This is a genomic window from Streptomyces sp. NPDC002958, from assembly GCF_055563255.1.
Genome location: NZ_JBVHDS010000004.1, coordinates 251563 through 274356, shown reverse-complemented (window position 1 = coordinate 274356; position 22794 = coordinate 251563). Strand labels below are relative to the sequence as shown.

Below are 22794 nucleotides of genomic sequence, written 5' to 3'. Positions count from 1 at the left end.
TGGTGGGTTTGGGCACGCGTGGAGGGTATCCCTCACGTCTTAAAGCCGGTAGTCACGTCATCCTGTTGTCCGGACAGCATGAACATCCAACAAGCCCGACTTTGTCAGGACATATAGTTGACAGCGCAGTCGGTGAGCGGCACGTTGAGTCCATGCGCATCGGACTCATCGGCACGGGCCGGATCGGTTCCTTCCACGCGGGCGTGCTGGCCCGCCATCCCGAGGTGGACGCCCTGGTGGTGACGGACACCGACGGGGCGCGGGCGGCCGAGGTCGCGGGCCGCCTGGGCGCGGCAGCCGCGGACAGCGCCGCCGAGGTGTTCGGCGCGGGTGTGGACGCCGTGGTGATCACCTCGGCCACGTCGGCGCACGCGGACCTGATCGGGCAGGCCGCACGGGCCGGGCTGCCCACGTTCTGCGAGAAGCCGATCGCACTGGACCTGCCGGGGACACTGAGCGCGCTGCGCGAGGTCGACCGGGCCGGCAGCGTCCTCCAGCTGGGCTTCATGCGCAGGTTCGACGCGGGGTACGGGGCGGCACGCGCCGCCGTGCGGGCAGGGGCGCTGGGCAGGCTGCACACCGTACGGGCGATGACCATGGACCCCGCACCGCCGCCCGCCGCGTACCTGCCGCTCTCCGGGGGGCTGTACCGGGACTGTCTGGTCCATGACTTCGACATGCTGCGGTGGGTGACGGGCCGTGAGGTGACCGAGGTGTACGCCACCGGATCGGATGCCGGGCCCGCGATGTTCCGGGCGGCCGGCGATGTGGACACGGCGGCTGCTGTGCTGACCCTCGACGACGGCACCTTGGCCACGGCGACGGCCACCCGCTGCAACGGCGCCGGTTACGACGTACGGATGGAACTGGCGGGCGAGCTGGACCAGATCACGGTCGGCCTGGACGACCGTACACCGGTCACCTCGGCGGAGCCGCGGGGCCCCGCCGCACCGCACAGGCCCTGGCCGGGCTTCCTGGAGCGGTTCGCCCCGGCGTACGAGGCGGAACTGGACGCGTTCGTACGGGTGGTGCGGGGGGAACTGCCCAATCCGTGCGACGGGCGGGAAGCGTGGTACGCGCTGTTGATCGCGGAGGCATGCGAGGTGTCCCGCCGGAAGCGGCGCCCCGTGGAGATCGCGGAGATCGCCGACGAGGCGGCCGCCCGGTCCGGCGCTCGCGCCGCGGGGTGAACCGCCCCGCCGGGGCGTCATCGAGGCGCTTCAGGACGGCGTGACGGACAGTACGGTCCCCTGGGCGACCGCGCAGAGTGTCTTCGCCCCGTCCTCCCCCGCGGCGAACAGTTCGCAGCGGACCACGGCCTGGCGGCGGCCGGTGTGCACGACATCGGCGTGGGCTATGAGCGTGCGGCCGGTGGCGGGCCGGATGTACTGGATGGAGAAGCCGCCGGTCAGTACGGTCGGCCCCAGGGTCGTCCCGGCGGCGAAGGTGATCGAGTTGTCGGCGGCGTAGGCCAGAACTCCGCCGTGCAGAAAGCCGTTCTGCTGGTGGAGTTCCTGACGGATGTCCACTTCGAGGGTGGCCGCGCCGTCTCCGAAGGCGGTGATCCGCGCCCCGACGAGCCCGCTGAACGGCTGGCTGTCGAGGACCTTCTGCGCCATCTGCAAATCAAGTCCGGTCATGGCAGAGCTTCTTACCTCACTTCTTGACTCATTTCTTGCCTCGCCTCTTGCCTCACCAGCGGACAGGCAGCCTGCGCACCCCGCGGATCAGCATCCCCGGCAGCCAGTCAGGCTCCCCGGCGTCCTTGTCCAGCACGAGACCGGGGCAACGCTCCAGCAGCGTACGGACCGCGATCCGGCCCTCCATCCGGGCCAGCGGCGCACCCAGGCAGAAGTGCACGCCGTGCCCGAAGGCCAGATGCCCCTGGGTGTCGCGGCGGATGTCGAAGCGGTCCGGTGACGGGTAGCGGCCGGGGTCGCGGTCGGCGCCCGCCAGAGAGATCAGAACCGGCTCGCCCGCCGGAATGACCCTCTGCCCGATCGCGACCGGTTCGCGGGGAAAGCGGAACGTGGCGGTCTCCACCGGTCCGTCGTAGCGCAGCATCTCCTCGACCGCGCCGTCGATCAGGCCGATGTCCGCTCGGAGTGCGGCCAGTTGGTCCGGGTGGTGAAGCAATGCCCGTACCCCGTTGGAGATCAGGTTGACCGTGGTCTCATGGCCGGCGACGAGCAGCAGGAAGGCCATGCCCACGAGTTCGTCGGGCGACAGTCCGTCCCCCTCCTCGTCGCGTGCCCTGACCAGGGCGCTCATCAGATCGTCACCGGGCGAGCGCCGTTTGTCCTCGATGAGCACGGCGAGGTACGCGCCCATGGCGGCCGCCGCCTCGCCCTCCTGCTCCGGCGTGGCTGGGGTGACGACGCCGTTCGACAGTTTGCGGAAGGTGTTCCGGTCCAGGTCCGGCACACCGATCAGTTCGCAGATGACGGTCATCGGCAGCGGGAAGGCCAGCGCGTCCACGAGATCGGCGCGCCCGGCGGGCACCATCACATCGAGGAGTTCATCGGTGATCTGCTGGACACGCGGGCGCAGGGCCTCGACCCGGCGTGCGGTGAACTCCCGGGCGACGAGCTTGCGCAGCCGGGTGTGGTGGGGCGCGTCCAGCACCAGCATGTTGGCGTAGATAGGGTCGGCCCCGTCTGGCCGGTCCAGCAGCCCCTGCCCCTCCTTGCCGAACCGCTGGTCCGCGAGGGCCGCGCGGCCCTCGTCGTACCCGACCACGAGCCAGATCCGCTCGAATTCATCGGTACGGACGGTATGCACGGGACCTGCGGCGCGCAGCTTGTCGTAGTACGGATAAGGATTCGCGGTGAAGTCCTTGACCCCGCGCAGATCGACATCGACATGACCACTGGCATCGGACATGGGATCGCCCCTCCCGGTCTGATCGGCTCGATCTCCTGCGATCGACCGGTTCAGCCTATGTCGCCCGGTCCGCACGGTCGTCGTCGAGCAGGTCCGCGCGGTGCTCCAACAGCGTGATCTGGACACGGTTGTTGAAATCGAATGTGGTCAGAATCCGGGACACTGCGTCCTCACTGTCGCCACGCTCAGATGGAGTGTGGCGGCGATCTCGGCGTTGGAACGGCCGTGTGCCACGGCGATCGCGCCCCCGCGTTCCCGTTCGGCGAGCGCGGCGATCCTCTGTCGTGCCCGGTCGGCGCGGTCCATCCGGTCGCCCCGGCCGCTGCCGGGTCCGGTCCCGGCAGCGCGGGCCATGAGGTGACGGGTCGCCGCGGGCGACAGCACCGGATCACCGACCACCACCCGCCGCACCGAGTCGACGATCCGCGCCCAAGGGGTGTGCTTCAGGACAATTCCGGCGGCTCCGGCGCGGATGGCCCGCAGCACCTGTTCGTCGGCGTGGAACGTGGCGGAGCGGCGGCTGGACTTCCTCGGTCCGTACGCGACCTTCGTCAACATCATGCTGACCGTGACGGGTGTGGCGGCGATGGTGGCGGCCGACCGGCTCAAGGAGTGGCCGGAGTCACCGCCCGGCACCCCCAGCCGCTACCCACGAGGACCAGGACCCCACCCACCATGCCGAGGAGGCCGAGCCGTTCACCGCCCGGCACCTCGACGTTGATGATCTCCGGAGTCTCGGCGACGAGATCCGCCATCCGGTCCCATGGGGAACGGTCAGTCACGCCCGTTCGCGGTGGCACGCGGCCAACCGCATGGCGCCCTCCCGCGTCGGTGAGCCGAACAGCCGCAGCCGGGAGATGCCTCCGTCGGGAAAGATGTCGATCCGGATGTGCGTGGCCCGTACCGGCTCCGGCAGGACGAAGCGGTGGTTCGTGTCGGGTTGCAGTCTGGTCCGGGGCAGCACCTCGGTCCAGCCGCCGCCCTCCCCGTCACGGGCCGAAAGGCTCGCCCAGCCTGCCGAGTTGCCCTTCAGGTACGCGGTGTCGATCTCGATGGCACGGATCTCTGCCTGCTCGACGAGCCGGTAGCGGATCCAGTCGTTGCCCCTGTCGCGTCGGCGGCGGGTCTCCCAGCCGTCGTCCATCTTGCGGGACCTGCCCGGCTGGATGGTCTGGGTGGCCGGGGAGTAGAAGCGGTCGGAGGCGTCCTCGACCGTGCCGCCGTTCTCCAGGGCGACCAGGTCGAAGGTGCCGAGAGCGGCCAGCCAGTCGGGGTCGGGGGCGACCTCGCCGTACACGCGGAGTCGGGCGATCCCGCCGTCGGGGTGCTGGTTGACCCGCAGGTGGGTGAAGCGCCGCTCGGTCGCGACGACGAAGCCGTTGGCCGCGTGTCCGCCAACGGCGGTACGCGGTACCAGCGTTGTCCACTTCACCCCGGGTGCGAGGAGTTCCTCGGGCGAGGGGAAGCCTGGGACGCAGGCCGCCTCGACGGAGACCGCCTGCGGGTAGTTGCCGCGGAAGTGGGCGGTGTCGACGACGATGCCGCGCACGACTCCGGGCGCGCCGAGCCGTACGAGTGCCCAGTCATGGTCCTCGTCCGTGGGGTGCGGCCGGTCAGCGCTCACGCCGCGTCGGCGGCGGGTCTCCCAGCCGTCCATGATCTTGCCCTTGTGGCCGAAGCGCTCGGGGTCGAATTCGGCGGGCTCCGGCTTCAGCAGGTTCTCCCGCTCCGCGAAGAACTCGTCGTTGGCGGCGATCACGCCCGCGCCGAGTCGGCGGTCGGCGAGGTCCACGAGGCCGGTGAAGGGAAAGTCGGCGGTGCGGTAGTCGGCGTACGGATCGCCACCGCCGTACGGGTTCGCGTCACCGGTGAAGCGGGCTGTCGCCGTCATGGTCAGTGGTTCCTTTCGAGGAGGCGGCCGGTGGGTTCGGCGACGGTGCCGTACTCCGCGATCCGTACGCCGCGCAGCCAGGTCGATTTCACGACGCCATGCAGGGTTCTGCCGGCGTAGGCGGTGACCTGGTTGCGGTGGAAGAGTGCGGCGGGGTCGACGGTGAAGGTCTCGTCCGGGGCGAGGACGGCGAAGTCGGCGTCGCGGCCCGCCTCGATGGCCCCCTTGCGGCTGAGCCCGGCCAGCTCGGCGGGGGCAGCCGACATCCAGCGGACGACGTCGTCGAGCGAGTGACCGCGCTTGCGGGCCTCGGTCCAGATGACGGGAAGACCCAGCTGGAGGGAGGAGATGCCGCCCCAGGCCGAAGCGAAGTCCGGCGTCTTGAGGTCGGTGGTGCACGGAGAGTGGTCGGAGACGATGCACTCGATCGTGCCCTCGGCCAGCCCTTCCCACAGCGCGTCCTGGTTGGCGGCCTCCCGGATCGGCGGGCAGCACTTGAACTCCGTCGCACCGTCCGGAACTTCCTCAGCGGTGAGGGTGAGGAAGTGCGGACAGGACTCGACGGTGACCCGTACGCCCTCGCGCTTGGCGGCGGCGATCATCGGCAGCGCGTCACCGGAGGAGAGGTGCAGCACATGAACCCGGGCGTTCAGTCGCCTGGCGTGCGCGATCAGCCCCTCGATCGCGGCGTTCTCGGCGTCACGGGGCCTGGAGGCGAGGAAGTCGGCGTACGCGGGCCCACTGCGCTGTGGCGCGGAGGCCAGTTGGCGCGGATCCTCGGCGTGCACGATCAGCAGTCCGCCGAACCCGGCGATCTCGGCCATGGACCGGGCCAACTGCTCCTGGTCGAGCTCCGGGAACTCGTCGACGCCGGAGGGCGAGAGGAAGCACTTGAAGCCGAACACCCCGGCCTCGTGCAGCAACCGCAACTCCTTCACGTTGGACGGGATCGCGCCGCCCCAGAATCCGGTGTCGATGTGCGCCTTGGGGCCGGCCACCCGCTGCTTGGTGCGCAGATGATCGACGGTGGTGGTCGGCGGAAGGGAGTTGAGCGGCATGTCGAGCAGGGTGGTGATGCCGCCCGCCGCCGCGGCGCGGGTGGCGGTGAAGAAGCCTTCCCACTCGGTGCGGCCGGGGTCGTTCACATGGACATGGGTGTCGACGAGTCCGGGCAGCAGGACGTCGGCACCGAAGTCCTCCGCCCGGGCACCGGCCGGCACCTCGGTGTCGTACGGCAGGACGGCGTCGATTCTCCCGCCGACGACGGCGACCGCCGCGGGGCGCGTCCCGTCCGGGGTGACGACACGCGTCGAACGCAGTACCAGTTCCACGTCCGCACCGGACACCCGCACTCCTCACTTCGGACTTTCGACCACTGATGAATCAACGAACTGTTGAAGGAGTCTTCACTCGGGATTCAGGCCCGTCAAGACCCCACTTTCCTCGCCGGGCGACCGACGGACCACCCGCACCCGCATGCCTATAGACTTCCACGAAGTAAAAGGCATATTCCGGAAAGTGGAACGCAACAAAGGATTAATGCGGAACCGCAGAACTGCTCCACCGGCCGCAGACACCGGGACAAGCAGGCCCTGACCGGCCAGGACGCCGTACCTGGAGCAGTGGGCCGATCGGGAACCGCCGGGTAGGCTGCCAGGTGCCCCGCCGGGCGGGGCACCTGCTCTCCGCCTCGAAAGGACCGTTGACGTGCCGCCGTCCCACGCCAGCACATCCAACTCCAAGCCCGCCGGTTCCAGCGGTGGTGTGCAGTCCCTTGAGCGCGCCTTCGATCTGCTGGAGCGGATGGCGGACGCGGGGGGCGAGGTCGGGCTGAGTGAGCTCTCCGCGAGCAGCGGACTTCCGCTGCCGACCATTCACCGTCTGATGCGCACGCTGGTGCTCTGCGGGTACGTGCGCCAGCAGCCGAACCGGCGCTATGCGCTCGGCCCGCGTCTGATCCGGCTCGGCGAGTCCGCGTCCCGGCTCCTCGGCACCTGGGCCCGCCCGTATCTCGCGCGCCTTGTCGAGGAGACCGGCGAGACCGCGAACATGGCGCTGCTCGACGGTGACGAGGTCGTGTACGTGGCGCAGGTGCCGTCCAAGCACGCGATGCGCATGTTCACCGAGGTGGGCCGCAGGGTGCTCCCCCACTCCACGGGGGTCGGCAAGGCGCTGCTGGCCCACACGCCCCCGGAGGAGGTACGGGCACTGCTCGCCCGTACCGGGATGCCGGCCGCCACCGAGAAGACGATCACCACGCCCGACGGCTTCCTCGACGCACTGGAGCAGGTCCGCAGGGTCGGCTACGCGGTGGACGACAACGAGCAGGAGATCGGGGTGCGCTGCCTTGCGGTCTCTGTGCCCAATTCCCCCACCTCCGCCGCGATTTCGATCTCGGGCCCGGCGGGCCGGGTGACGGAGGCGGCGACGGAGCGGATCGTGCCGATTCTGCAGCAGGCCGCCAAGGAGCTGTCCGACGCGCTCGCCAGCAGCGGTTCCACCGGCTGAGATGTGTGGGAGGGGCGGCCGGGGCCGCCCCTCCCACACATCTCAGAGAGCCTGTCGGGTGACCTCCGATCGGATAGCGGACGCGGTCCGGTGCGTGCGATCCCAAGGCGGGGGAGGAAGTCAACGCGCAGGGGTCCCCCATGCCTTCAAGGCCCTTCAAGGAGTTGGTGACCGACGACAACGCGGGAAGCGTGCGTGCCAGGGCGTGGCCGCCCGGTCGGAGGTCACCCGACAAGGCTCTCAGGCCGGTGCGGGCGCCGTCAGACGTCCGTCGTCCATCGTGACGGTGCGGTTCACCCGGTCCAGATGGGCCCGGTCGTGCGTGACCATCACTGTCGCCGTCGACCGCTCCGTCGTCAGCGTGACCAGCAGGTCGAGCACTGCCGCACCCCGCTCGTGGTCGAGTGCGCTGGTCGGTTCGTCGACGAGCAGAACCGCCGGATCGTTCATCAGGGCTCGCGCGATGTTGATCCGCTGACGCTGTCCGCCCGACAGCTGGTGGGGCCTGCGGTCGGCCTTGTCCGCGAGGCCGACCGCGTCCAGCAGCGCCAGCGCCCGGCCGCGGGCTCCGCGTGCGGCGCCGCCCGACAGATGGGTCATCACCTGGAGCTGTTCGGCCGCAGTGAGGGACGGCAGCAGGTTGGGCTGCTGGAAGACGATGCCGATGCGTTCGCGGCGCAGCGCCGCCTTTTCCGCACGACCGAGGCCCGCGGTGTCCGTACCGGCGACGACGACCCGTCCCCCGTCCGGGGTGACCAGGGTCGCGGCCACCGCCAGAAGGCTGGACTTGCCGGAGCCTGACGGTCCGACCACCGCGGTGAGCGAACCGGCGGGCACATCCAGCGAGACCCGGTCCAGGGCGGTGAGCCGGCCGTCGCCGTCGGGGTAGGTGAGGGTGACATCGGCGAGGGTCAGAGTCATCGGGCACTCCCGAGTGCGGTGAGCGGGTCGACGGCGGTGATCCGCCGGATGGACAGGGCCGCCCCGACGGCACCGAGGGTGATCATGACTGCTGCCGGGACCAGGACGGTCGCCGCGTCGAGGACGAACGGCACGCTCCCGCCGCTGACCAGCAGGCCGATGCCCGAGGCGAGTGCGGTGCCCACCCCCGTACCGATGGCGAGCATCACGACGGCCTGCCCGAGCGCGTCGCGCAGCAGATACGGGGTGGAGGCGCCGAGCGCCTTGAGGACGGCGACATCGCCGCTGCGCTGGATCGTCCAGACGGTGAAGAAGGCGCCGATGACGAGGGCGGAGATGGCGAAGAGGAAGCCGCGCATCAGCTGGAGCGAGCCGTTCTCGGCCTGGTAGGAGCCGATGGCGGTGAGGGAGTCCTCGAGGGAGAGCGTGCTGGTGCCCGCCGCTCTGTCGCCCGCGGAGAGGTCCGCGCCGTCGGTGGTGGTCAGCGCGATCACCGTGGCGTGCTGCGCCCCGCCGGAGCCGTCGGACCCGAAGCGCTGCCAGTCGTCGAGCGAGGTCCACACGACCGGCGTATGACTGTACGAGGCATCTGCCGCGACCGCCGCCACGGTCACCTCGCTGCCGCCGAGCAGCAGCCGGTCTCCGGCCCCGGCCCCCAGGTCGTCGGCGGCCTGTTCGGACAGCACCACCTTCCCGGTGCCGACGCGCGCACCGCCGACGGGAGCCAGGCTGCCGTCCGGCTCGACACCGAAGGCCGAGACTGCGGCTGTCCGCTCCCCCTCGGCGGCTGCGGCGTCAAGGGTACGGATACCGAGCGGCTCCGCGTCACTCACACCGGGCTGCTCGGCCCAGCTCCGCCAGGCACTCTCCTCGACGGTCGAATCGGTGAAGGACACCGACCGGCCGTCGGGCGGGGCGGCGAACGCGAGGTACTCGGCGTTCAGCCCCGTGACGGCCGAGGTGTTCTCCCGGGCCAGACCGGCCGTGAGACCGGACAGCAGGCCCACGAGCAGCGTGATCAGCACCACGACCGTGCCCATGAGCGCGAACCGGCCCTTGGCGAACCGGAGATCTCTCCATGCGACGAACATGCCTCAAGCCTCGGACCACGGGCCTCGGAAAACATCGCTCGGCGGTGGGGCCTGACATCAACCTTTCGATTGACCGGCCGCGGGCGGCGCCCGTCTACGCTGGACGAATCATGGATTCCCGTACCCATCCCCCGGTCGCCGCCGCGCTGCGGCTGTGTCTGCACGCGCTGCTGGTGGGGCTGCTCGCGCTCGCGGCGCTACGGGCCGGCGGTGACGGGACACCGCACGCCACCGCCGTCGTCGTGATCACCTGTCTGATGGCCGCCGTGTACGCGGCGGGCGCGCTCGCCCCCGCCGTACAGCCGCACACCGGCGCGGCCGCGGTGTGGCTGGCGCTGCTGGGCGGCGTCTGGCTGGTGCTGCTCGCCCTGTCGCCCGACGCCCTGTGGGTGGCGTTCCCGCTCTACTTCCTGCAGTTGCATCTGCTGCCGACGCGCTGGGCCCTGCCTGCCGTCGCGGTCACCGCGGCCGCCGCCATCGCGAGCTTCGTGCTGCACGGCCGGGCCATCACGCCCGGCTCCTTCATCGGCCCGCTCCTCGGGGCGGCGGTCGCGGTCGCGACGGTCCTCGGTTACGACGCGCTGTTCCGGGAGAGCGAACGGCGCCGCGAGCTCATCGAGGAGCTGATGTCGACCCGTGCGGAGCTGGCCGAGGCCGAACGTACCGCGGGCACACTCGCCGAACGTGAACGGCTGGCCCGCGAGATCCACGACACCCTGGCGCAAGGCCTGTCCAGCATCCAGCTGCTGCTGCGCGCCGCCGAACGCACCCTCCCCGCCGACGCCCCCGCCACCGCGCACGTCCGCCGGGCCCGCGAGGCCGCTCAGGACAATCTCGCCGAGGCCCGCCGCTTCGTACGCGCCCTGACGCCGCCCGATCTGGCGAGCGGCTCCCTGGCGGCCGCCCTGGAGCGCCTCTCGTCCCGCACCACGGGTTCCGGACTCACGGTGCAGTTCGCGGTCAGCGGCTCCCCGGTGGAGCTGCCCACCCCGTACGAGGTGGCGCTGCTGCGTACCGCCCAGTCGGCGCTGGCCAACACGGTGCAGCACGCCGGGGCGCGGCGGGCGGAGATCACTCTCAGCTTCATGGACACCTCGGTGTCACTGGACGTCGTCGACGACGGCCGCGGTTTCGCCCCGGGGTGCGGGCCGGCCGCCGCGGACACCGACACCGGCGGCTTCGGGCTGCCCGCGATGCGTTCGCGGGCCCGTTCGCTGGGCGGCACGCTCAGTGTCGAGTCGGGGCCCGGCCAGGGCACCGCCGTCGCCCTCACCCTTCCGCTTCCCGTTCCGCTCCCTGACGGCCGGCCAGGACAGGACGCCGCATGACCGCTCCCATCAGGCTGCTGCTCGCCGACGACCACCCGGTGGTACGGGCGGGGCTGCGGGCCGTGCTCGACGCCGAACCCGACTTCTGCGTGGTCGCCGAGGCGGCCACCGCCGAGCGGGCCGTCGCGCTCGCCGCGACCGGCGAGTTCGATGTCGTCCTCATGGACCTTCAGTTCGGTGCGGGCATGCACGGCTCACAGGCCACCGCGGCCATCACGGCACAAGCGGACGGGCCCCGGGTCCTGATCCTCACCACATACGACACGGACGCCGACATCCTGGCCGCGGTCGAGGCGGGCGCCGCCGGCTATCTGCTGAAGGACGCCCCGCCGGAGGAACTGGCGGCGGCGGTACGCACCGCGGCGGCCGGCCGGTCGGCGCTCGCCCCGGCCGTCGCCCACCGGCTCATGGACCGCATGCGAACCCCGGCACAGGCCCTGACCAAGCGCGAGCTGGAAGTGCTGCAGCTGGTCGGCGAGGGCCTGTCGAACCTACAGATCAGCAAGAAGCTCTTTCTGAGCCAGGCGACGGTGAAGTCCCATCTGGTGCACATCTACGCCAAGCTCGGCGTGGACTCCCGCACGGCGGCGGTCGCGGCGGCAACGGCCCGCCGACTGATCCGCCGCTGATTCCCGGCCGCGGTGCGTCAGCGGCGCGGCGGCTCGCCGAAGAGATCGACGGCGACCCGTACATCCCTGAGCGCGGAGGCCAGTGCGCTGACCGAGCCGATCGCCCCCGCGATCAGCAGGAGCGAACGGCGCAGCCGCGGAATCTCGGGGGCGCCGCTGACCGCCATCGTATCCAGCTCGGCCAGCTCGTCCTCGGCGACTCCCCGGTCCGGGAACTCCGCGGGATGCCCCGCCAGCTCGCGTCGGAGTCGGGAGACGGCCGTACGCAGCTCCGCCACCCTCGGATCCACCCCACTGCCGGTCACCCGCGTCTGCCCCACGCTTCGCAACAAAGCACTCCCCCTCACACATCTTTGTGCCAGTGTTTCGACCGGGTCCCGGACCGTGGTCAAGTGTCCAGGAATGCACGCAAGTTAACGCCATGAGAGGTGTCGAGCGCCACTCCACCAACAGAATTCGGGGTGCCCCGTAAGGGTGATGTGCATGCGGCTCCCTGGACGGCACCGCCCGTGCGTACGCGCCTGTGCCCGCTTGCGCAAAGAGGGCATATCTGAGGTATCCAGTGCGCATGACTCGGACAACACAGACCCCGGTGGTCGCCGGGCTGCTGCTCGCCGCGGGCGGCGGACGGCGACTGGGCGGCCGGCCCAAGGCACTGCTCGAACATCGCGGCCGGCCTCTGGTGGAGCACGCGGTACGGGTACTGCGGGAGGGCGGCTGCGACCGCGTCCATGTGGTTCTCGGCGCAGCGGCGGACGAGGTGCGAGCGCGCACCGACCTCGCCGGCTGCACGGTGACCGTCAACCGCGCATGGGCCGAGGGCATGGGCCCGTCACTACGGGCGGGCCTCGGATCGCTCACCGGGACGGGGGTGGACGCGGCACTCGTCCTTCTGGTCGACCAGCCGGGCATCGGCGCCGACGCGGTGGCGCGGGTGCGATCGGCGTACCGCTCCCGGACGAGTCTCGTGGCCGCCTCGTACGACGGGGAACGCGGCCATCCGGTGCTGTTCGGTGCCGACCGGTGGGCGGACGTCGCGTCGGGAGCGGTGGGCGACCAGGGCGCCCGGACGTATCTGCGGGCACACCGCGATGCGATCACGCTCGTCGAGTGTTCCGATGTGGCTCAGGCGTACGACATCGACACGGTGGAGGACCTGAAGCACCTTGAATGAACGGGGCGGCACCCGTCGCCCCGCACCACCCCATATCTGCCGACATCTGTCGGCCCCGGAGAATCTCGGCATCAACAAACCATTGAACTTCCACTATGAGGAAACTACTATCCACTGACTCAGAAGCCCTGTGCACCCTGGACAGCGCCCACGGCCGTATCCCGGAGCCTTGGCACGCCGTGCCGTTTCAGGCGAACCGGAGGCCGTGAGAAGCCGCCCGCACCGCCCGCTGAAGGAGTGACAGCTCATGTCCGCACCAGCGCCGTCCCCGCTGGCCATCGTCGATGCCGAGCCCCTGCCCCGGCAGGACGAGATCCTCAGCCACGCGGCCCTCGCGTTCGTGGCCGAGCTGCACCGGCGGTTCACGCCCCGCCGTGACGAGCTGCTCGCCCGTCGGAGCGAGCGTCGCGCCAAGATCGCCCGCACCTCCACGCTGGACTTCCTGCCCGAGACGGCGGCGATCCGCGCGGACGACTCCTGGAGGGTCGCGCCGGCCCCGGCCGCGCTGAACGACCGCCGGGTGGAGATCACCGGCCCGACCGACCGCAAGATGACCATCAACGCCCTGAACTCGGGCGCCAAGGTCTGGCTCGCCGACTTCGAGGACGCGTCCGCCCCCACATGGGAGAACGTCATCCTCGGCCAGCTCAATCTGATCGACGCCTACACCCGGAACATTGATTTCACGGACCCCGCATCCGGCAAGTCGTACGCCCTGAAGCCCGCCGACGAGCTCGCGACGGTCGTCACCCGTCCCCGCGGCTGGCATCTGAACGAGCGTCACCTCCAGCTCGACGGCGTCCCGGTACCGGGCGCACTGGTCGACTTCGGCCTCTACTTCTTCCACAACGCCCAGCGCCTCATCGACCTCGGCAAGGGCCCGTACTTCTACCTCCCGAAGACGGAGTCGCACCTGGAGGCCCGCCTCTGGAACGACATCTTCGTCTTCGCCCAGGACTACGTCGGCATCCCGCAGGGCACGGTCCGCGCGACCGTCCTGATCGAGACGATCACCGCCGCGTACGAGATGGAGGAAATCCTGTACGAGCTCCGCGACCACGCCTCCGGGCTGAACGCGGGCCGTTGGGACTATCTCTTCTCCATCGTCAAGAACTTCCGTGACGGCGGGGCCAAGTTCGTCCTCCCGGACCGCAACGCGGTGACGATGACAGCCCCGTTCATGCGCGCGTACACCGAACTCCTCGTCCGCACCTGCCACAAGCGCGGCGCGCACGCCATCGGCGGCATGGCGGCCTTCATCCCCTCCCGCCGCGACGCGGAGGTCAACAAGGTCGCCTTCGAGAAGGTCAAGGCCGACAAGGACCGCGAGGCCCACGACGGCTTCGACGGCTCCTGGGTCGCCCACCCGGACCTGGTCCCGATCGCCATGGCCTCCTTCGACGCGGTCCTCGGCGAGAAGCCGAACCAGAAGGACCGCCTGCGCGAGGACGTCACGGTGGCGGCGGGCGACCTGATCGCCATCGACACCCTGGACGCCAAGCCCACGTACGACGGCCTGCGCAACGCCGTCGCGGTCGGTATCCGCTACATCGAGGCCTGGCTGCGCGGCATGGGCGCCGTCGCCATCTTCAACCTCATGGAGGACGCGGCCACCGCCGAGATCTCACGCTCGCAGATCTGGCAGTGGATCAACGCGGACGTGGTCTTCGAGAACGGCGAACACGCCACGGCTGACCTGGCCCGCAAGGTCGCGACCGAGGAGCTCGCGTCGATCCGCGAGGAGATCGGCGAGGAGGCGTTCACCTCCGGCAGGTGGCAGCAGGCCCACGACCTCCTGCTCCAGGTCTCCCTGGACCAGGACTACACGGACTTTCTGACGCTGCCGGCGTACGAGCAGCTGGGCTGACCCCGCTTGCGTACATGGCTGCCCCCGATGCCGACGGCGCCGGGGGCAGCGCCATATCGCGATGAACTCGAAGTCAGAAAGGCCTCAGGAAGGTGTCAGGGTGACAAATCTGACCGGCTCCTCCAGGACGGCCTGTGCACCCTCAAGGTCGGCAAACCTCGTCGCCATAGTCGCCTGCGCGAGGCGAGGCGGAAGCGCCTCACCGAACTTCAGCCCCTTTACGGCCCGCTGGTCGACGTCGGGCAGACAGAGCTGGTCCGACACATCGGCCACAGCCTGCTTCCAGTGCTGCCGGTCCACATCCTCCCGAAGCCGAATCCAGCAGTCGTTCACCCGCTGGGCAGGCGCAGCAACGGTGCCGAGCGTCGCCGCGAGCGTGGCGTTGGCTCGGTGACCGGCCCAGGTCTACCAGCGCACCTGTCCGCCGGAAGCGCCAGTGATAATTGTGCCGCCCGGGTGAACGAAATCCATGAAGTGGTCCCGCGCCTCAGCGAGCGCCGTGACCGCGCGCTTCGAAAGGGCTACATCCGGGTCGGCCCCGAGCAGGACCTCACGCATGGCTCGCATGAGTTCGAACGCAATGGCACCCTCGAAACCGAGACCGCTCCACTTGGCTTTCCCTCCGCTGTCGGTCGGCTCGACGAAGCAGCGTCTACGATGCCAGTCGATGTACGTCACAAGCCAGCTCCGACCGGCGAGGAGCAGCTTGCGCGGCCCTTCGATCTCCTCGGTGAGCAAGTCGGGATCGGTTCTGACCCGGTCGAGCACATCGGCGACGATCTTGCGCAGGAATAGCCGCGGTGCCACGCCGACCTTCCCACCGAGGCCACCCGTCACCCCGCTGGCCAGTTCGCCAATGTACGCGTCATCGACCCGCGCCGCGATCCGCTCGGGGTTCCGGGCCGCTCCCACGTACAAGTCGCGCACGTTCCGCTCCAGTTCCCCGAGCCGGGGCAGATCGAATCCCGCCAACCGCAGTTGCACGGCGCGCGGTGAGTCGAATCGCGGGTCGGTCGTGAAGTCGGTGGCGAGTCTCTGGGCAAGCGGGGGGAGCCGTTGCACGCCCTGCTGTCCGTCGTAGAAGGCGGGCGTCCCCGTAATCACCAGGAAGAGGCCCGGAAAGCGGCCCGTGTCGATTTCGTCGAGCAGTTGCCGCAGGGCGTTGAGGCCCTTCTCACGCACGTCTCCGCGTACGCGCTGGAGGGTCTCGATCTCGTCAAGCACTACCAACAGCCCGGGGTGACCGCAGTCCCGCAGCACGGTCAGGAGCCCTTGGAGGAAGCCCAGTGCACCGAAGTGGTCGAGATCGCCGCGCACGCCGGCTGCACGCCGAGCGAAGGACGCGACCGACTTCTGACCGCCCAGCCACGCGATGAGCGCCTCGGCCGTAGCAGCATCCCCGGCAGCCCGCGCTTCGCGGTATCCGCGAAGGGCTGCGGCGAACGCGGGAGTAGTACGGGCGACCTCGGCAAGGCGCTGCTCCAGGAGTGCGTCGACGGCAGTCCCGAGGGCCTTCTCGTCGTCGTCCTCCACTTCGCCCGCGTCGAGGATTTCCTCCTCCAAGGTGTAGAACCAGGAGTCGATCACAGCCCGTAGGGCACTGGGCTGATGGGTGGCGGTGGTGAGTCGCTCAGTCAGCCGTCGGTAGACGGTTTCCAGCCGGTGCAGCGGTGTCTCAAGCCGTAATCACCGCGGATGGCGTGAAAAGCAGATCCACCCCTCGTGCGACGGTCGCGATGTCGTCATTCAGCGCCCCGCTGAAATGGTCGAGGCTGACTGCGAAGAGATCGAGCCCTCCGTGTTCTTCACCTCCGCGTGGGAGGACGGCATCCACGCCAACTACGTCTGCTTCTGCCCGGCTGGAACCCCATTGGAGGAACTCACGCGGATCGCAGGATCCCGATGGATGGTCGAGGAGTGTGGTCAGGAAGGCCAGGGCGAGCATGGCGAGCGTGATGTGCCGGTGCCATGAGGTCCAGTTGCGGACCTGGTAGTGGTCGAGTCCGACTTGGCTCTTCGCAGCCTGGAAGCACTCCTCGACGCTCCAGCGGACGCGAAGGACCTCCTTCCTGCGCCGCAAACAGGCCCAGGAAGAGCACTGGCTCGGCGACACCGAGGGCATCGACTCGACCGTGGCCTTCCTCCGCGCCAAGCAAGCCGAGGCCGCCCACCTCGCCAAGAGGCCCGTCACCGACCTCGGCATCCACGACCCTGTCCCGCAGATACCTAGTGATCCACCACCGGATGGTGTCCCGCCATGGGCGCAGCCGATCTTGCCGGTGACCTTCACCGTCGCTCGGCTGCGACTACGCGGGGGCGGCTACGCCTGCCAGGTCGCCCACTCCGAGTCTTCAAAACGGGGCGGCAGCCGAAGGGCTGCGGATCACGACGCCCCAGGCTGGGGCTCCTCGCCGTCGTAGGCCGCCAGCGCAGCCTGGCGGCATTCCATCAGGTCGCCAAGGTCCTCGTGGGTCACGTGCTCCTGGGTCAGTACCACCATGGCCCTGGCCTCGACTGAGGCCCATGCGTGCCGGGCGCGTTTGTTGGCGCGGCACCTTGTGTCGCTGCGCAGGAAGCCCGCTCCCGCCGCGAACCCGGCAGAGGCCAGAGCGGCGAGGGCGGCGGGAACGCGCACGTCCGCCGAGGCCAGTCCTGCCGCTCCCCCCGTGCCCGCGAGCAGGGCCGCGGGGAAACCGAGGGCGATGTCCGTCTTGGCCCAGAACTCGGCCCGGCGGTGGGCGAGTTTCCTCTGGTGCGTCGCCTCGTCTCTCAGCCGCTCGATCTCGGCACGCAGGCGGTGCGCGAACTCGTCCGGGCTCAGGCGCGTGGTTCCGTCAGCGGAAATGACCATAAAGGCATTCCAACACACCTGCACCAGAAGGTACTTGGCGAGCCCGGACAGCCTTCGGGCGCGGCGGAGGTGAGCTTCCCACAATGGTGTGCCGCCAAGTCGTGTAGCCGATCTTGCCGGTGCGGTGGCAGGCCATCACTGAACGCGGCATCCGTATCCATCACCGCACCTACGACCACGATCTGCTGGGCCCTTACCGGGGCCAGGACTCCAGCGGCGTCCACTGGGACATCACCTTCATCTGCCCCCGCCCGAAGTCGACTGACACCCGCGCCGCCCACGCCCGGCGGGCGGCACCCCATACGGGACGCTGTTGGTAAATCCGGCTGCGGGTTGTGACGTCGGTCCGTTCCGCCTCGTTGAGGCGGAACGGAGCAGGCATGCAGGCGGCTCGATTCTCAGTGCTGGGACATGGATGGTTCGCCGGTAGGGCGGCGGGGCACGGCGGTCACGTAGCGCGTCCTTTGTGCGTGGGGGCGTTCGAGTCTGCGTGGGGGTGTACGAGATCTCGGGGGTGTTCGAGATCCTGGGGCGTCAGGCGTTGGCGGCGGACGTTTTGGTTGCCCGCATGGCCAGTTGGGCACCCCGCCAGCGTCGGCGCAGCCGGCGATCGTGGCTGACGACGACGAGGGCGCCGTCGTAGTCGGCCAGGGCGGTCTCCAGCTCCTCGACGAGAGCGGGCGACAGGTGGTTGGTGGGTTCGTCGAGCAGCAGGACCTCGGACGGCTCGCTCAGCAATCGCGCCAGCGCGAGCCGCTGCGCCTGCCCGGTGGACAGCCGGCTGACGGTCACCGTGAGCTGGTCGCGGTCGAACAGGCCCAGGGACAGCAGCTGTTCGGCGTGCTCGGCGGGGTCCCCGGCCCGGCCGCGGGCGAAGGAAGCCAGCACCGTCTGGTCCGGTTTCCCGGGCTGCGGCTCCTGGGGGAGGTAGCCGATCCTGCCGCGCCGGGTGACGCTCCCGCCGTGGGGAGCGATGTCCCCGGCCAGGACGCGGAGCAGAGTGCTCTTGCCCGCTCCGTTCGGCCCCGTGATCAGCAGGCGTTCGCCCGCTGCAACAGTGAGGCTCGTACGGTCGAGCCGGTCCGTGACGGCGACATCGGCGGCGTCGAGGACGGTTCCCTCCAGGCGGCGGGTCCGCAGTACCGGGGTGAAGTGCAGCGGCTCCGGCGGAGGCGGTACCGGGTCGGCGAGCAGGCGGCGCAGCCGTTCCTCGGCGTTGCGCACCCGGCCGGCCAGGGACTGCTGGACCCGGCCGCCCGCCCGGTCGTAGGCCATCTTGTTGCCGTCCTTCATCGGACGGCCCGGAGCCACCTGGCGGGCGGTGGTCGCGGCGGCCTCGCGGAGCCGGTCGGTGTCGGTCCGCCACTGGTCGTACGCCTGGGCCCAGCGCCGGCGGGCGGCGGCCTTCTCGGCGAGGTAGCCGGGGTAGCCGCTGCCGTACCGGACGACGCGGTGCCGGTCGGCGTCCACCTCCAGCAGGCTGGTCGCGACACGTTCGAGGAAGACCCGGTCGTGGGAGACCGCCACCGTGGTGCCCCGGCGGGCGCGGAGGTGTTCCTCCAGCCAGGTCAGGGCGCCGTCGTCGAGGTGGTTGGTCGGCTCGTCCAGCAGCAACACCTCCGGCGCGGCGGCCAGCAGGGCCGCCAGCCGCAGCCTGACCCGCTCTCCGCCGGACAGGCTGCCCACGACGCGGTCACGGCCCACCAGTCCCAGGCCGAGGCCGTGCAGGGCACGCTCCACCCGGGCTTCGGCGTCGTAGCCGCCGCGCAGTTCGAAGACCGTCATCAGTTCGCCGTACTCGGCCAGGCCCGACGCGTCGCCGTCGGCCATCGCGGTCTCAAGGTGCCGCATGCGCCGCTCGACGGCGCGCAGGTCGCTCAGGGCGCGGTCGATGATGTGCTGGACGGTGGCCCGCGGGTCCGTCCGCTCATCCTGGGCGAGATAGCCGACGCCACCGGTGGCCTGGACCACGACCTCACCCTCATCGGGCTGTTCGCGCCCGGCGAGCAGGCGCAGCAGGGTGGTCTTGCCGGATCCGTTCTCCCCGATGATCCCGGTGCGCTCGCCGGCGGCGAGCGAGCAGGTCACCGCATCAAGGACGGGCCTGCCGTTGAAGGACTTGCTGACGGCGAGCGTGGTGATCTGTGTGGGCATACGAGGTCTCCAGAGCATTCGGGAACGAGGCGGCCGTGAGGGGCCGTGCGGCAGGGCGAATGCTGTGGAAGAGCATCGATCACTCCACTAGTGCGACGGTTGATGCTTTAAGATGTTGCCATATCTTCGTCCCCCCGAGCAATCGGATTCGCCCATGACGCCTCCCACAGCCCCGGAACCGACACCGGAAACGGAAGCGGGAGCGGACGGCGCCCGGCCACCGTCGGCACCCCGACGCCGGCCCGGGGGCCGCACCGCCCGTATCCGCGCGCAGGTGCTCGACGCAGCCCTCGCGGAGCTGGCCGAACACGGCTACGACGGGCTCACCACGGACGCCGTCGCCGCCCGCGCCGGGGTGCACCGCACCACCGTCTACCGGCGCTGGGGGGACGTCGGCGGTCTGCTCGCCGACGTGCTCGACGCCGCGAGCGACGACGACTGGCAGCCGCCGGACACCGGCTCGCTGGAAGGCGACCTGACAGCGCTGAACGAGGAGATCCAGGCGGGCATGAGCGCACAGCCACCGGTCATGGCGGCCCTGATCGCCGCCTCGTTCCGCTCCGAGAAGGCCGCCGAGGCCCAGCAGCGGCTGTGGGAGGACCGGTACGCCCGCTGCGAGATCGTCGTCAGCCGGGCCGTCCGGCGCGGCGAACTCCCGCCGCGTACCGACGCCCGGCAACTACTCATCGCCGCTACCGCGCCGCTCTACCACCAGCTGGTGCTTCTCCGCACGCCGTCCGACCCGCGACTGCCGGGCCAGGCGGCCAGAACCGCCGCCCTCGCCGCAGCCGCCGGAGCCTTTGCCGAGCCCTCGCCGGAGGCCGACGTCTGAGACCCCGTCCGGGCGTGGCTGCCGCGCGGGGCGAGTGCGGCGGGCTCGCGCAGGTGGGCGGCGGCCGTGCGCCACGCGGTGGTCACCGCGGTCCGGGCCCGTGCCGTCCGGGTGGCGCGGTCGCCGGTCAACTCCAGGGGCGCGCCCACGTGCACATGAAGGTCCGGTCGGCGCAGCGGGGCGGTGACCAGGCCGGCGAGCTGCTTGGCGGTGCTGCCCGAGGTGATCCGGCGGGCTCCGGCCTGGCCCACGGGTACGACGGGGGCGCCGGTGCGTTCGGCGAGCCGGGCCAGGCCGCTGCGGAAGGTGCCGGGTGCCGCTTCCCCGGCGTCCCTGCGGCGGGGCAGGCCCCCTTCGGCGTAGATGAGGACCAGCCGCCCCCGCTCCAGGGCCTCCGCCGCGGCGTCCAGCGCGGCCGCGGCGCGCCGGTCTCCGCGGATGACCGGGATATGCCCTTCGCGGGCCAGCGCACGGCCGAGCAGCGGGACGCGCCACAGCCCCGCGGCCGCCATGATGACCGGCTCGGCGCCGAGGCGGTGCAGGGCGGCGGTCACGATCGCGGGGTCCGCCAAGGACGTATGGTTCGCGGCGATGATACTGCCGGGCGCGAGTTCGGCGCCGGGGTCGGTGGTCACCGTCAGGCGGCCGAACGCGGGCACCAGGACGTCGGCGGTGCGGCTGAGCATGAAGGGTCTCCCGGTCTCGGCGGTGTTGGCCCTCATCGTCGGGACCGGATGGCGGCCGGGGCCTGAGTCGTCGTACTCATATTCGAGCCTTGTCGCTTCAGGCGGTACATCGTCCCCGCCTCTCCACCGGTCGGGTGGCACCGTTCCTGGTGAATGCCCAGAGGATGAGGGCGAGGCCGCTGAATCCGGCGCCGAGTACGCACACCGCGCTCCAGCCCGCCGCGGCGTACAGGGTTGTCGCGGCGCGGCCACGCGAACCGGACCACCGGCTTCGGCCTGGCCCTGCTCACCCTCTCGTGGCTGGCGACGGTAGAGGGCGAGAGTGGCGTGGCCCAAGACCTGGAGGGTCGAGCGCCAGCCGCCGTCGCCAAAGTCGGCCGGGTCCTCGGACACGCGCTGGACGCGGTCCAGCATCAGAACGATCGCCCTTCTTCACGAAGCCGGTCTCGTCCACGATCAGCACCGCGCCGTCGGCGCCGAGGTGTTCGACGGCGTAGGCACGGGCATCATCGCGGACGGCGTCGGCGTCCCAGCGCGCGTAGCGCAGCAGCCGCTGCATCGGCCCCGGCCGAGCCAGGCCGGCCTGTTCGGCCAGCTGCCAGCAGTTCTTCCGCTCCGCCTTCGACAACAGCCCGAGCAGATAGGCACGGACACTCGCCCTCGGCTCAACTCGGCCGAAGCGGCCCGCGATCCGGGCCATGGCTTGGTCGAACATCTCCCGCCAGCGGGCAGGGCCTACGCTATGGCCCGCGGCCACCGCACGATCTTCCTTTGCCCACACACCAACCGATGATCACGCGGTGGCCGTACCCGTTCCCGGCCGGGTACGGCCACAAGATCGCAAAGTCAGACTGGAGTACTAAGCACGACCGGTGCAGAAGAGCCGACGGCGTGCGGGAGAAGTATCGGAACGGAGAGAGCGCCATGTTACGAACGCTGCGGACGGCCACCCCGGCGATCGGCCGGAAGGACGGTACCAGGCCCGCGAACCGGGTCCGGGTCCGCCGGTCCCGGTGACCCCGAAGGTTCTGTCGACCGTGCGGACACGGCGGCCTTGCCCAACGAGCCCTTCAACCGCCGGATCGAGGTCCTGGTCGCGGTCGTCGACAGCCCGGACGAGACGAGTCTCGCGGCACAGCTCCTGGAGGGGCGTGGGTGGTCAGTCCGGCCATGGCTTCCTCGCGACGACACCGCGGACGCCTCGGCGCTCGGCCCCGGCCGTGTGGGGCTGCTGGTCGAAGTACGGCTGCACGGTGCGGGTTTCGGCGCAGTGCAGGCTGCGGTCTCCGAGATCGAGAACCTGGCTCGCCGCCACCAGGCGGGCATGTGGGTGGTGGATGCGTTCCTCATCGAGCACGACCTGGCCCACGACTACCGGTCCGTGTTCCACGCCCGCCGCCGGCTCCTGGAGACGTCCGCCCCCTCGGGTTCCCCAAGCCCTCGAGCCTGGGTCGCAGCCCTGCGCACGTCGCCCGGTGTGATCTCCACCGTCCGCATCCTCAGGCAGACCGGCCGCCCTTCCGTCGAAGCGCTCGAACGGCGTCTGGAGCGCGGAACACTCACCGGGCGCCCGTACGACCCACAGCGCCTCCAACTACGCGTCCCCATGGGCATGGAAGGCCGGGACCCCGACGCACCACCGCCGAGCCCGGTGTCGGCATGGCGCCTGGCGGGCCCCCTGTTGGCGGGCCTGGGCCTGACGGTCGCCTGCGGATTCCCTGCCGCGGCCGCGGATGGCGGGTGGCGTTCGCTGCCAGCTCGGCGGCGATCAGGGTCAAGGTCTCGTTGGGGGTGGAGTCGTAGGGATGGCCCCACTCGTCGAGCCGGTGCGAGACGAGGCGCCGAGCGAGCCGGGCGCCGCGTGGAGTGGAAGTGAACCGCATGGCGAATTCGCGTACGGGTGCCGCCGGTTGCCGGACCGGCACCTCTGGGGTAGTCACTCGGCTCATGACGAGGACGATCTCGCCCACGACATGCCG

The 22794-nt window shown here is 70.5% G+C and carries 20 protein-coding genes and 6 pseudogenes; 8 read left to right on the top strand and 18 right to left on the bottom strand.

Annotation, left to right across the window (positions count from 1 at the left end):
• Positions 1-152 precede the first annotated feature (152 nt).
• On the top strand, positions 153-1190 hold the full coding sequence (locus ACZ3IC_RS10090; RefSeq protein ID WP_467414491.1) for a Gfo/Idh/MocA family protein: 1038 nt from the start codon (positions 153-155) through the stop codon (positions 1188-1190).
• Positions 1191-1220: 30 nt separating this feature from the next.
• Here the strand turns inward: ACZ3IC_RS10090 and ACZ3IC_RS10085 are convergent, their stop codons facing one another.
• The 6 genes and pseudogenes from ACZ3IC_RS10085 to allB all read right to left on the bottom strand — a co-directional run bounded on the left by ACZ3IC_RS10085 (position 1221) and on the right by allB (position 6120).
• Positions 1221-1640 carry a PaaI family thioesterase gene (locus tag ACZ3IC_RS10085; RefSeq protein WP_467414489.1) on the bottom strand — a complete coding sequence of 140 codons (420 nt, stop codon included), beginning with the start codon at positions 1638-1640 and terminating at the stop codon, positions 1221-1223.
• A gap of 52 nt (positions 1641-1692) precedes the next feature.
• Positions 1693-2883 carry a cytochrome P450 family protein gene (locus tag ACZ3IC_RS10080; RefSeq protein ID WP_467414487.1) on the bottom strand — a complete coding sequence of 397 codons (1191 nt, stop codon included), beginning with the start codon at positions 2881-2883 and terminating at the stop codon, positions 1693-1695.
• Between the two features lie 55 nt (positions 2884-2938).
• Positions 2939-3390, bottom strand: a pseudogene (locus ACZ3IC_RS10075) (response regulator transcription factor); the annotation flags it as partial.
• 98 nt (positions 3391-3488) lie between these two features.
• Positions 3489-3665 (bottom strand): hypothetical protein, encoded by a 177-nt coding sequence (locus ACZ3IC_RS10070; RefSeq protein WP_467414484.1) that lies wholly within the window; start codon positions 3663-3665, stop codon positions 3489-3491.
• A complete protein-coding gene (gene alc / locus ACZ3IC_RS10065) occupies positions 3662-4774 on the bottom strand; it encodes an allantoicase (protein ID WP_467414482.1) in 1113 nt (370 codons plus the stop codon). The genes ACZ3IC_RS10070 and alc overlap by 4 nt, the downstream gene beginning before the upstream one ends.
• A gap of 2 nt (positions 4775-4776) precedes the next feature.
• On the bottom strand, positions 4777-6120 hold the full coding sequence (gene allB, locus ACZ3IC_RS10060; protein ID WP_467414480.1) for an allantoinase AllB: 1344 nt from the start codon (positions 6118-6120) through the stop codon (positions 4777-4779).
• A 361-nt stretch (positions 6121-6481) separates the two neighbouring features.
• Here allB and ACZ3IC_RS10055 point away from each other — a divergent pair, with 361 nt between their 5' ends.
• Positions 6482-7282, top strand: a complete 801-nt coding sequence (locus ACZ3IC_RS10055; protein WP_467414477.1) for an IclR family transcriptional regulator — start codon at positions 6482-6484, stop codon at positions 7280-7282.
• Positions 7283-7522: 240 nt separating this feature from the next.
• On the opposite strand, the gene ACZ3IC_RS10050 is transcribed toward ACZ3IC_RS10055, so the two are convergent.
• Both ACZ3IC_RS10050 and ACZ3IC_RS10045 read right to left on the bottom strand, forming a co-directional pair.
• Positions 7523-8203: an ABC transporter ATP-binding protein gene (locus ACZ3IC_RS10050; RefSeq protein ID WP_467414474.1), complete on the bottom strand. Its 681-nt coding sequence runs from the start codon at positions 8201-8203 to the stop codon at positions 7523-7525.
• Positions 8200-9294, bottom strand: coding sequence for an ABC transporter permease (locus ACZ3IC_RS10045; RefSeq protein ID WP_467414472.1), 1095 nt, complete (start codon positions 9292-9294; stop codon positions 8200-8202). The genes ACZ3IC_RS10050 and ACZ3IC_RS10045 overlap by 4 nt, the downstream gene beginning before the upstream one ends.
• 110 nt (positions 9295-9404) lie before the next feature.
• On the opposite strand from ACZ3IC_RS10045, the gene ACZ3IC_RS10040 reads away from it, so the two are divergent.
• On the top strand, positions 9405-10622 hold the full coding sequence (locus tag ACZ3IC_RS10040) for a sensor histidine kinase (RefSeq protein ID WP_467414471.1): 1218 nt from the start codon (positions 9405-9407) through the stop codon (positions 10620-10622).
• Positions 10619-11251: a response regulator gene (locus ACZ3IC_RS10035; RefSeq protein WP_467414470.1), complete on the top strand. Its 633-nt coding sequence runs from the start codon at positions 10619-10621 to the stop codon at positions 11249-11251. The genes ACZ3IC_RS10040 and ACZ3IC_RS10035 overlap by 4 nt, the downstream gene beginning before the upstream one ends.
• A 17-nt stretch (positions 11252-11268) precedes the next feature.
• Here ACZ3IC_RS10035 and ACZ3IC_RS10030 read toward each other — a convergent pair whose 3' ends face one another.
• Positions 11269-11571 (bottom strand): DUF5955 family protein, encoded by a 303-nt coding sequence (locus ACZ3IC_RS10030; protein ID WP_467414467.1) that lies wholly within the window; start codon positions 11569-11571, stop codon positions 11269-11271.
• Positions 11572-11819: 248 nt separating this feature from the next.
• Between ACZ3IC_RS10030 and ACZ3IC_RS10025 the strand changes: the two genes are divergently transcribed.
• Both ACZ3IC_RS10025 and aceB read left to right on the top strand, forming a co-directional pair.
• A complete protein-coding gene (locus tag ACZ3IC_RS10025; protein ID WP_467414466.1) occupies positions 11820-12425 on the top strand; it encodes a nucleotidyltransferase family protein in 606 nt (201 codons plus the stop codon).
• A 247-nt stretch (positions 12426-12672) separates the two neighbouring features.
• Entirely contained in the window at positions 12673-14292 is a 1620-nt protein-coding gene (gene aceB / locus ACZ3IC_RS10020) for a malate synthase A (protein ID WP_467414465.1), read from the top strand.
• Positions 14293-14376: 84 nt separating this feature from the next.
• Here aceB and ACZ3IC_RS10015 read toward each other — a convergent pair whose 3' ends face one another.
• From ACZ3IC_RS10015 to ACZ3IC_RS10000, 4 genes and pseudogenes are all read right to left on the bottom strand, one after another.
• Positions 14377-14592 (bottom strand): hypothetical protein, encoded by a 216-nt coding sequence (locus tag ACZ3IC_RS10015; RefSeq protein WP_467414463.1) that lies wholly within the window; start codon positions 14590-14592, stop codon positions 14377-14379.
• 453 nt (positions 14593-15045) lie between these two features.
• A pseudogene (gene brxD, locus ACZ3IC_RS10010) lies at positions 15046-16126 on the bottom strand (BREX system ATP-binding protein BrxD); the annotation flags it as partial.
• Positions 16127-16207: 81 nt separating this feature from the next.
• A pseudogene (locus ACZ3IC_RS10005) lies at positions 16208-16342 on the bottom strand (IS701 family transposase); the annotation flags it as partial.
• A 333-nt stretch (positions 16343-16675) separates the two neighbouring features.
• A complete protein-coding gene (locus ACZ3IC_RS10000) occupies positions 16676-17143 on the bottom strand; it encodes a hypothetical protein (protein WP_467414461.1) in 468 nt (155 codons plus the stop codon).
• A 119-nt stretch (positions 17144-17262) separates the two neighbouring features.
• Between ACZ3IC_RS10000 and ACZ3IC_RS09995 the strand changes: the two genes are divergently transcribed.
• Positions 17263-17463, top strand: coding sequence for a hypothetical protein (locus ACZ3IC_RS09995; RefSeq protein ID WP_467414460.1), 201 nt, complete (start codon positions 17263-17265; stop codon positions 17461-17463).
• Positions 17464-17677: 214 nt separating this feature from the next.
• Here the strand turns inward: ACZ3IC_RS09995 and abc-f are convergent, their stop codons facing one another.
• On the bottom strand, positions 17678-19297 hold the full coding sequence (gene abc-f, locus ACZ3IC_RS09990; RefSeq protein WP_467414457.1) for a ribosomal protection-like ABC-F family protein: 1620 nt from the start codon (positions 19295-19297) through the stop codon (positions 17678-17680).
• Positions 19298-19451: 154 nt separating this feature from the next.
• Here abc-f and ACZ3IC_RS09985 point away from each other — a divergent pair, with 154 nt between their 5' ends.
• A complete protein-coding gene (locus ACZ3IC_RS09985; protein WP_467414455.1) occupies positions 19452-20129 on the top strand; it encodes a TetR/AcrR family transcriptional regulator in 678 nt (225 codons plus the stop codon).
• A gap of 29 nt (positions 20130-20158) precedes the next feature.
• Here the strand turns inward: ACZ3IC_RS09985 and ACZ3IC_RS09980 are convergent.
• The 4 genes and pseudogenes from ACZ3IC_RS09980 to ACZ3IC_RS09965 form a co-directional block, all read right to left on the bottom strand.
• A pseudogene (locus tag ACZ3IC_RS09980) lies at positions 20159-20815 on the bottom strand (lysophospholipid acyltransferase family protein); the annotation flags it as partial.
• Positions 20816-21230: 415 nt separating this feature from the next.
• A pseudogene (locus ACZ3IC_RS09975) lies at positions 21231-21515 on the bottom strand (transposase); the annotation flags it as partial.
• Between the two features lie 459 nt (positions 21516-21974).
• Positions 21975-22205: a hypothetical protein gene (locus ACZ3IC_RS09970; RefSeq protein WP_467414454.1), complete on the bottom strand. Its 231-nt coding sequence runs from the start codon at positions 22203-22205 to the stop codon at positions 21975-21977.
• 343 nt (positions 22206-22548) lie between these two features.
• Positions 22549-22698 (bottom strand): annotated as a pseudogene (locus ACZ3IC_RS09965) (ATP-binding protein); the annotation flags it as partial.
• Between the last annotated feature and the right edge of the window lie 96 nt (positions 22699-22794).